Below are 7,108 nucleotides of genomic sequence, written 5' to 3' on the forward strand. Positions count from 1 at the left end.
CTTACTTTATTCAAACTAATTTGACTTTATTTGACCTTATTTGAACTTATACAAAACAATTTTTTAAAGCAATATAGAAAATATTTTCTCGTATTTTAGTCGTGGCTAAATAGTTCGTTTTAAATATACTCCCTTATTATTTTTATAAAAACGCCTTACTGCTCAATTAATACATGGACAAGCTATATATACCCACCACTAGTATATATATTTTAATCAAGAGAAAGTCTTTACAAACACATTAAAAATCATGCTTTATGCCAAAGGCAATCGCCTGCGGGTGTTGTCCTAATCTTGCTGATGCGCTAACTGCAGCGGCACCACCAAGCTCATATCCGGCATGTGAGCCGTTCCGCAAAATTGCGTACTGAGACCACAGTTGCGACCGCTTGGATAAGTCATAACGGTAGCCAACAATCATTAAATCAGATTGAGTGCCAGCACCGGTAAAGATGCCGGAAAAAACCGGAGTTTGATCCCCTTTTCCCTCGCCGCCGCGATACCAGGCTAGCTCAAAGGTATGACTATGTTGAAAAAATCTTCCTCGCACACCAATACCGTTTTGCTGTAACGGGTGACTACCGATATTGTCGTACTTGATGTGCTGGAGATAAGTGCTGAGATTGATTTGCGAAGTCAGATTAAAGCCCAGCGCAAACAATACAATGCTGTCGTCCAGGTTGATGTCTCTGACGTTGTGGTGCAAGTTATAGGCAAGTGCCGCGACTAACTGACCGGAATTGAATTGTAGTTTGCTCGACCATGCGGTGCTATGGCAGTTGAGATTCTGCGCCGGTTCACCAAGCGCCAGATGCGTGGCAAAGCTAAAGCCATGCATATTAGGCGAATCATAGCGAGCCGAATTGCCGTAGCGATTATCAAATGCAAAGGTGTTTGCATTACCCTGCGTTGCAGAAGTTTGTATGCAAGGCGAACTGCCATCTGCGCTGGCGCCGGTAAAACTATTGTTGTAGCCGTTTGCCCAAAATCCGTTGAGATTGTCGTTACTGGCATTGCTGAGATAACCTGGACCGACAATCCCGTGCAAATCGTCTAAGGGGGTCAACATAAAACCAAAACGGATTTTGCCGTAAGGCGAGCCAAGGCCAATACTGGCCTCGCGCGAAATAACACCTCCACTACCGGTATCGGGATTAAATCCGCCTTCCAACACAAATAGCGCGTTGAGATCGTCACCCAGTGCCTCGCTGCCTTTAAAACCGAAGCGACTGCTAAAGCTGCTCTCTTTTGTTACGGACCTACGACCATCACTGTATGCCGAATAGTTGACAACACCGACCACCAGGCGCCCATACACAAGCACGTTAGTTTGCGCCTGCACGGGCAGAGTGTGGCAAACAGCAGAGACGGCGATGCATGCGAAAACATGTTTCAGATTCATGATGACCCCGAGGTGTACAGCATGATTAATGTGAGGGACGGAATCGTCTGATCGTTATCGTATTAAATAGTCAGGAATAACGTCCACGCAGTAGCTCTTGATTATTGCTCATGGACGATGGGGTGATGAGGACAATTTACCGACAGCGATTGAAGTGTATGAACTGGGCAACATAGTTTGAGCGCTGCCTTGGGTTCTGCAAACGTAGAGCGCAAAAAAATCGGCGCTCATCACGCCGATTTTTTAACATTGTCAGCTATCTCAATGCGATAGCTGACTGTTGCGAATTACTTCGCTGGAGCTACTGGTGCAGACGCTGCTGGTGTTTCTGTTGCAGATGCTGCTTTTTTGTGGTGATGCTTCTTCATCTTTTTCTCAGCAGCTGGTGCTGATGCAGCAGGAGCTGCTGCTGGAGCTGCACTTGCTGCTGGTGCCGCAGTTGCTGGCGCTGCTGGCTTAGCTGCTGGTGCTGGTGTTTGTGCGAACGCTGTACCCATGGCGAAGGTAGTAGCAACGAGAGCGGCGATTAGCTTGTTCATGATAGATCCTGTTCTTGAGTTTGGTTGGTTTGTTTTCCGTAGTTAGTCTACGTATGTCTAGAACGCGATGGAATCGATTTGTGTTGACAAGGAATGTGTTGCTAAATGTTACAGCGGATATTTATCGCTCTTTTATCGATCTTTTATCGATCTTTTATCGATCTTGTCACGGCTCTCTTATGCTGACGATTCGCTATCTATCCGCTCAGGTCTTAGACTGCATCAGTACTTTGATCTGTCTGTGTAAATCGATCTGATTTATCTTACTATTGCGATGAAACTAGGTTTTTACCGGCAAGTGCTTTCTGTTAGATTTAATAATAATTGAAATGAATAGGAGAAAATAAAATGACAATTGCAAATTGGTGCGTACTCGTGGCCTGTGCTTTACCAGTAATTACTGTGGGTTTAGCAAAAAGTAGCTCTGCCAAATTAGCGCGTCATGCTGGCAGGTACAACAACGACAATCCACGCGAGTGGGCAAAAAATTTAACTGGCTGGCAGCAGCGTGCTAATGCCGCGCAGAGTAATAGTTTTGAAGCCTTGCCTTTATTTATTGCAGCGGTTGTAATGGCACAGCAAGCGCATGCGGATCAAGGACGTATTGATAGTCTGGCGGTCGTTTTTATTGCTTTACGTTTGTTGTATACCGGAGCCTATCTGATGAATTTTTCTACTCTACGCACCTTGATCTGGACTGGTGGAGTCGCTACTTGTGTTGGCATTTTTTTGATGGCATAACTGTCTGCTGGTGATGCTGTAGTGCGCTACTTTGTACCTATATCAGTATCTACTAATCCACTAAAACCACATCATGAACACAATAAAAAATACCGCTGTTCTCTTTGTCTGCATGGGCAATATTTGTCGCTCACCGACGGCGGAAGGCGTATTCCGCAGCAAGATAGAAGCGGCCGGTTTGGCCGACGCGTTCTTGATCGATTCTGCCGGCACGCATGCCTACCACGTGGGCGAGCCCCCGGATCTGCGGTCGCAAGAATTTGCGGCAAAACGTGGCATCAATTTATCCCAGCAGCGAGCGCGCAAAGTAGCGCTTGGAGATTTTGCCCAATTTGATTTAATTCTGGCGATGGACAAAGCTAACCTGGCCTTGTTAGAAGCTGCTTGTCCAATCGAGTATCGTCACAAGCTAGGTCTGATGATGCAATATGCAACGCAGAGTAAAGCCGACGAAGTACCTGACCCGTATTACGGTGGCGGACGTGGTTTTGATGTAGTGCTTGATTATATTGAAGATGCGTCGGATGGTTTGCTTAGTACGCTACAACAAAATTACGAAGCGTCCAGATAAGTATTTTGCTGAACGCACCGTTAAGTTTATTGTGACGGTACCGGCTCGTTTAGATATTCGATATTCAAACATACGACATTAAAGCAACTACGTAAAAGTCCTTAGTGCCACGTCACACAATCGTCACATTTGACTCCTATGATAAAGTCATAAAAAAAGGAATTTAACCAAAGGAGAACAATAATAATGTTAGAAAATATCAGAGATCAGATCAACACCTTACGGTCGCAACATATCATTCGCCGGTCGAAATATCAAAAAGCCCTCAGCGATATCCCCGATAATTTATTCGGATTTTGGCAAACCATGGCAAGCAGAGAATTCCCCGGCATCCCTCGTGATGCCGTTTTTTTTATGCGGGCGGCAGAAGGCTTGATGATGTTTTTCGATTGCGTTAAACACAGCGAGCAAGCTTGTGCGTTGCCATCGAAAGCGGCGGACTCGGTCTGGCATGCGTGGAGCGCGCTGTCGCAAGCGGGATTGGGGATGTTCTGCCGTAAGCATTTTGGCAGAGACATCCCGCACATCGAAGCTGGCGAAATGGGCGAGTCTATCGACAAAGCGCTGGCCACCACACTAGTGCAGGCGCGGCGGTCTGAGGGACTGGCGTTGGCCAGCACCAGTGTGCCAGCGTTGTTTGCGCTGGATAGAAAATTGAAAATGCCAGGTGGTTATGCTTACCAGGCAGCCGCGGGCAAGTTTGGTTATCGCCATCTAAATAGCGATGGTAGCGCTGAGGGAAAAATGATTTTCCCTGCCAGCCTGGATGTAATGGAATTGATGACGGCCGGCTTTATCAGCGCGGCGATGTATGAAGTCTATCGGCGTCAAGCAGAAGCCGCCGCCAGAGCGAGTGCCGTTAGCTCATCCTCTGACGGCGGTAATGTGTTTGATGTCGGAAGTTCTTGCGATAGCGGCAGTTCTGGGGATAGTGGTAGCAGTTGCGGTAGTAGCTGTGGCAGTAGTTGCAGTAGTAGCTAATCTTTAGGTAGATTCGCTGTCGAATATTGGATTTAGGATGTCCAATCATTCTGCGGCTTCTGGCGAGATATTGGCCTGTAAGCCTCAATATCATTGGACGTGCTAAATCGGAGCCTCTAAAAACGTTTTAATCGAGATGCAACGCTAGGCAGATTTGCAACCTTGACGCGGTGCGCCCGAGTATGGGGGTTTTAGGAGTTCCCAATTACTACGTTACTTCTTCAGCAACCTCAGCAGGCAATGCCCGCTATCAAGCTCATCTATCAGTAAGCTTTTTTATTCAAATCTGGCAATGCTTGCAAAAAAGCTATCTAAATCTTTGTTGTCATTTATTTAAATAATTTGCATTGTCATTTTTATCACCTAATGTGAAGTTCTCCAACGCGCACTTGTGCAAGTTGGTGAGTTTTTTCAAAATTTTTCAAAACTTTTTGATACTTTTCATTAGGAGATTGTAATGGCAAATGACACATCGAACCAAAAACTACGTGGTTCGGAAAAACTATTAAGTGCGTGGAAAAACCGTAGCTTGACCGAGGAATCGGTACGCGAAATTGCAAAAAATATGGATCAGTCACCCGCCCATGTGATCGGTGCAAAAGTAGTCGGCGGCAACAACGCAACTGGCGTGCAATTATCGCTGGCCTATTACGGCGATGATGTTCCAACTTGCGGTAACGATATTTTGCTCTGGCTGAAATGGCATCGCGTGCATGGCGGTGACGTACATCCACCAAAAATCATTATTGACGGTATTCCCTTCCCCGACGTATTGCGTATGCAGCTGGACTTTGGCGACGTTACTGGCAAGCTGACCGATGTGCAACATCTGGGTAATCTTGCCGGACAACTCAATCGCATGGGTAATATTGGTGGCTGATCTGTCCAACACTGATACGCTCTCTGGCATCAGCAGCCCGACCGGCGTTGCACCTGTTTTGCAGTTGCATCCGACCCGGCGCTGCAACCTGGCATGCGCGCATTGCTACACGTCGTCATCCCCCCAAGTAAGCGAGCAATTGGGGCTGGAGATGTTGACGGCGTGTATGCAAGATGCGGCATTGCTAGGGTATCAGCAGCTTGCTGTGTCCGGTGGCGAACCCTTGTTGTATCCCGAACTACCCAGCTTGTTAAGCCGGGCACGTGAGCTTGGCATGCTAACCAGCATCACCACCAACGGTATGCTCGCGACATCGCAGCGATGGGCAAAAATTTGTCACCTGCTAGACGTGGTGGCGGTATCGATTGATGGCACACCGCAAGAGCATGACCTCATGCGCGGACGGCAAGGCGCTTATGCAAAAACGCTGGCCAACCTGTCGGTGATACGGGACTCTGGCGTGGGCTTTGGATTTATTTTTACGCTGACACAACACAATGTTGATAGCCTGGAATTTGTCGTCAAACTCGCAGCGCAACAAGGCGCACGTAGCGTGCAGGTGCATCCGCTGACGCTGTATGGCCGCGCTGCAGACACCCTGCCCGATGCCCGCCCCGATACGTTGGAATTATTAGTCGCCATCGCAGAAGCGACTCGCTTGGGCGAACAGTTAGGCGTCGCTGTGCATGTCGATGCGATCAGTCTGCAACAGCTGCACCATTATCGCCATCACCTGGTACCGGCGCTGCCGGTCAGGCAAGTGACAGAGGTAGCGCCAATCCTGATTGTGCAGGCAGATGGTGCCGTCGTGCCACTGACGCATGATGTTAATCAGGCGCTGTGGTTAGGGTCTTTGTACGACGCTCCCTTAGGTACATTAGCGCAAGCATGGATGCTCAGTGGCAAAGCCAACAAACTGGTCGATGCCTGCGAACAGACATGGCATCATTTGGAAGACCGTCATCAGGTAGGCCGCATGGTTGCAATGAATTCGATGCCTGGATCAGACAAAGGCAATGAGGTCACGTCTGCCGCGGTGTATTGGTATGACGAAGTCGCAGCGATCAGCCGCCAGCATACCTTTGTGCGACCTGTCCATCAGTTACATGTAGTGAACTTCTAAACACTTACACCGATTGTGCAAGGCTATCGCTTTGCTAATCTGGCCAGTGGCAACTGAACACATTAGCTCAAAACATTAGCTTAAGATTTTCTCTAATTCTTCAAACTGCAGCGCACCAGCCAGCAAGATTTCTTGCCTGTCCTCAACCGGAAAAGGACTTAAGCGTCCCGTGCGAACATAGCCGCGCCGCTCGTAATACGCCAGCAACTCATGACGAACGTTAATCACTGTCATCCAGATTTTAGTCACGCCCCAACGTTGCTGTACGGCGCTTTCTGCCTGCTGCATAAACTGTTTGCCGATGCCCTTGCCCTGCAAATGCGGGCGCACCACAAACATCCCCAAATACGCCGCATCTTGCTGCTGCTTCAAATGCACGCAACCGACGATTGCCTGATCCTGCAAACACAACAAAATAAACGATCCGGCAGCGGCGATCTGATCGCGGATTTCATCTGCATTGGTACGCACGCCCTGCAACAAGTCCGCCTCCGTCGTCCAGCCCTGACGACTGCTATCGCCACGATAAGCGCTGTTGACCATAGCAGCAATCACGTCCGCATCCACCAGCACCGCATCACGGAAAGTAAACGCAGCCGTCGTTGAACCGACATCAGCAGCATCGGGATGGACATGAATATCGGAAGGCGTATCGGGTAAAGAAGTAGTCATCAATGGTATCGCTTTTAGTAGATGATGGAAATCGGTGAAAGAGTGTATCGCGCTAAGTCAAATCCAACAAAAATCATATACTCCACAATTTTTTACTTGAAATAGGGGCGGATTCAAGTACGAAGAGCAACATTGAATAAAAAGTCAAAGGGTCAGATGCGATAGCATTCTGCCTTTTGACCAGCCAGTCGAAAGTTGC

The 7,108-nt window shown here is 48.1% G+C and carries 8 protein-coding genes; 5 read left to right on the forward strand and 3 right to left on the reverse strand.

The window, feature by feature from the left end; genetic code table 11:
• Window positions 1-241 precede the first annotated feature (241 nt).
• Window positions 242-1,402: a porin gene (locus tag AAKU64_RS16815; RefSeq protein ID WP_354362501.1), complete on the reverse strand. Its 1,161-nt coding sequence runs from the start codon at window positions 1,400-1,402 to the stop codon at window positions 242-244.
• Between the two features lie 287 nt (window positions 1,403-1,689).
• Window positions 1,690-1,941 (reverse strand): hypothetical protein, encoded by a 252-nt coding sequence (locus tag AAKU64_RS16820; protein ID WP_322120603.1) that lies wholly within the window; start codon window positions 1,939-1,941, stop codon window positions 1,690-1,692.
• A gap of 348 nt (window positions 1,942-2,289) precedes the next feature.
• Between AAKU64_RS16820 and AAKU64_RS16825 the strand changes: the two genes are divergently transcribed.
• The 5 genes from AAKU64_RS16825 (at window position 2,290) to AAKU64_RS16845 (ending at window position 6,237) form a co-directional block, all read left to right on the forward strand.
• Window positions 2,290-2,682: an MAPEG family protein gene (locus AAKU64_RS16825; protein ID WP_354334605.1), complete on the forward strand. Its 393-nt coding sequence runs from the start codon at window positions 2,290-2,292 to the stop codon at window positions 2,680-2,682.
• Window positions 2,683-2,764: 82 nt separating this feature from the next.
• A complete protein-coding gene (locus tag AAKU64_RS16830) occupies window positions 2,765-3,253 on the forward strand; it encodes a low molecular weight protein-tyrosine-phosphatase (protein ID WP_354334613.1) in 489 nt (162 codons plus the stop codon).
• 186 nt (window positions 3,254-3,439) lie between these two features.
• Complete coding sequence (locus tag AAKU64_RS16835) at window positions 3,440-4,234, forward strand: UCP032817 domain-containing protein (protein WP_354334607.1); 795 nt, start codon at window positions 3,440-3,442, stop codon at window positions 4,232-4,234.
• Between the two features lie 457 nt (window positions 4,235-4,691).
• On the forward strand, window positions 4,692-5,114 hold the full coding sequence (locus AAKU64_RS16840; RefSeq protein ID WP_354334608.1) for a hypothetical protein: 423 nt from the start codon (window positions 4,692-4,694) through the stop codon (window positions 5,112-5,114).
• Window positions 5,107-6,237 (forward strand): radical SAM protein, encoded by a 1,131-nt coding sequence (locus AAKU64_RS16845; protein ID WP_354362502.1) that lies wholly within the window; start codon window positions 5,107-5,109, stop codon window positions 6,235-6,237. Before AAKU64_RS16840 ends, AAKU64_RS16845 begins: the two co-directional genes overlap by 8 nt.
• Window positions 6,238-6,312: 75 nt before the next feature.
• Here the strand turns inward: AAKU64_RS16845 and AAKU64_RS16850 are convergent, their stop codons facing one another.
• Window positions 6,313-6,909, reverse strand: a complete 597-nt coding sequence (locus AAKU64_RS16850) for a GNAT family N-acetyltransferase (protein ID WP_354334612.1) — start codon at window positions 6,907-6,909, stop codon at window positions 6,313-6,315.
• Between the last annotated feature and the right edge of the window lie 199 nt (window positions 6,910-7,108).

The organism is Undibacterium sp. GrIS 1.8 (assembly GCF_040544445.1).
Classification (GTDB): Bacteria; Pseudomonadota; Gammaproteobacteria; order Burkholderiales; family Burkholderiaceae_D; genus Undibacterium.

Bases quoted from the DNA above. Each gene is read 5' to 3' on its own strand.
- AAKU64_RS16820 (WP_322120603.1), bottom strand. From the start codon at position 1,941: ATGAACAAGCTAATCGCCGCTCTCGTTGCTACTACCTTCGCCATGGGT.
- AAKU64_RS16840 (WP_354334608.1), top strand. From the start codon at position 4,692: ATGGCAAATGACACATCGAACCAAAAACTACGTGGTTCGGAAAAACTA.
- AAKU64_RS16825 (WP_354334605.1), top strand. From the start codon at position 2,290: ATGACAATTGCAAATTGGTGCGTACTCGTGGCCTGTGCTTTACCAGTA.
- AAKU64_RS16815 (WP_354362501.1), bottom strand. From the start codon at position 1,402: ATGAATCTGAAACATGTTTTCGCATGCATCGCCGTCTCTGCTGTTTGC.
- AAKU64_RS16850 (WP_354334612.1), bottom strand. From the start codon at position 6,909: ATGACTACTTCTTTACCCGATACGCCTTCCGATATTCATGTCCATCCC.
- AAKU64_RS16835 (WP_354334607.1), top strand. From the start codon at position 3,440: ATGTTAGAAAATATCAGAGATCAGATCAACACCTTACGGTCGCAACAT.